This window comes from Vibrio sp. 970, from assembly GCF_033339075.1.
The window spans coordinates 1-548 of record NZ_JAWOTW010000683.1 but is presented as its reverse complement, the minus strand read 5'-3'; the positions used below and the strand labels follow the sequence as shown (position 1 = coordinate 548).

Annotated in this window: 1 pseudogene; it reads right to left on the bottom strand. The window is 42.5% G+C overall.

Going from position 1 to position 548, the window contains the following annotated elements:
• Window positions 1-314: pseudogene (locus R7Q11_RS28610) on the bottom strand (peptidase T); the annotation flags it as partial.
• Window positions 315-548 lie beyond the last annotated feature (234 nt).

Here is a 548-nt window from a genome sequence, read left to right as displayed (position 1 = left end):
AGAGCAATATCGCCACCTTGATAGTCTTCAACAAATTGCGGATTTACATTCTTACCAGACGCATCTGGTGCAGTATCCATGTGGGCGATAAAGCCGATTGGTGGAACATCGTAATCAACATTCGACGGCAGTTTTGCCATCAAGTAACCGTGTTCATCTAAAGTCACATCGCTCAAACCAAGATCTAGCATCTCTTGTTTCAACAACTCTGCAAAAACGAGTTGGCCAGGTGAACTTGGGCATTGGGCAACATGGGGATTTGATTGGGTGTCAAACGTGACGTAGCGAAGGAATCTTTCAACTAAATGCTTCATATTTATTCTCATTGTTCTAAGCGATCAACACCAGACTACGCATCGCACTCAAACAAACCGGCAATACTAAGGTTTGCCGAACATAGGTAGCTCTGACGAATGAACTCCAATTACTCTGGATGAGTTCAGCTACCTAATGTTATTTAAATGCGAGGCCGCCTAGTGCCCGTAATAAACCTCACTCCATGTTACGCTCTTAGTTCAATAAGAATTTGCTTTGAATCATTTTTTGAT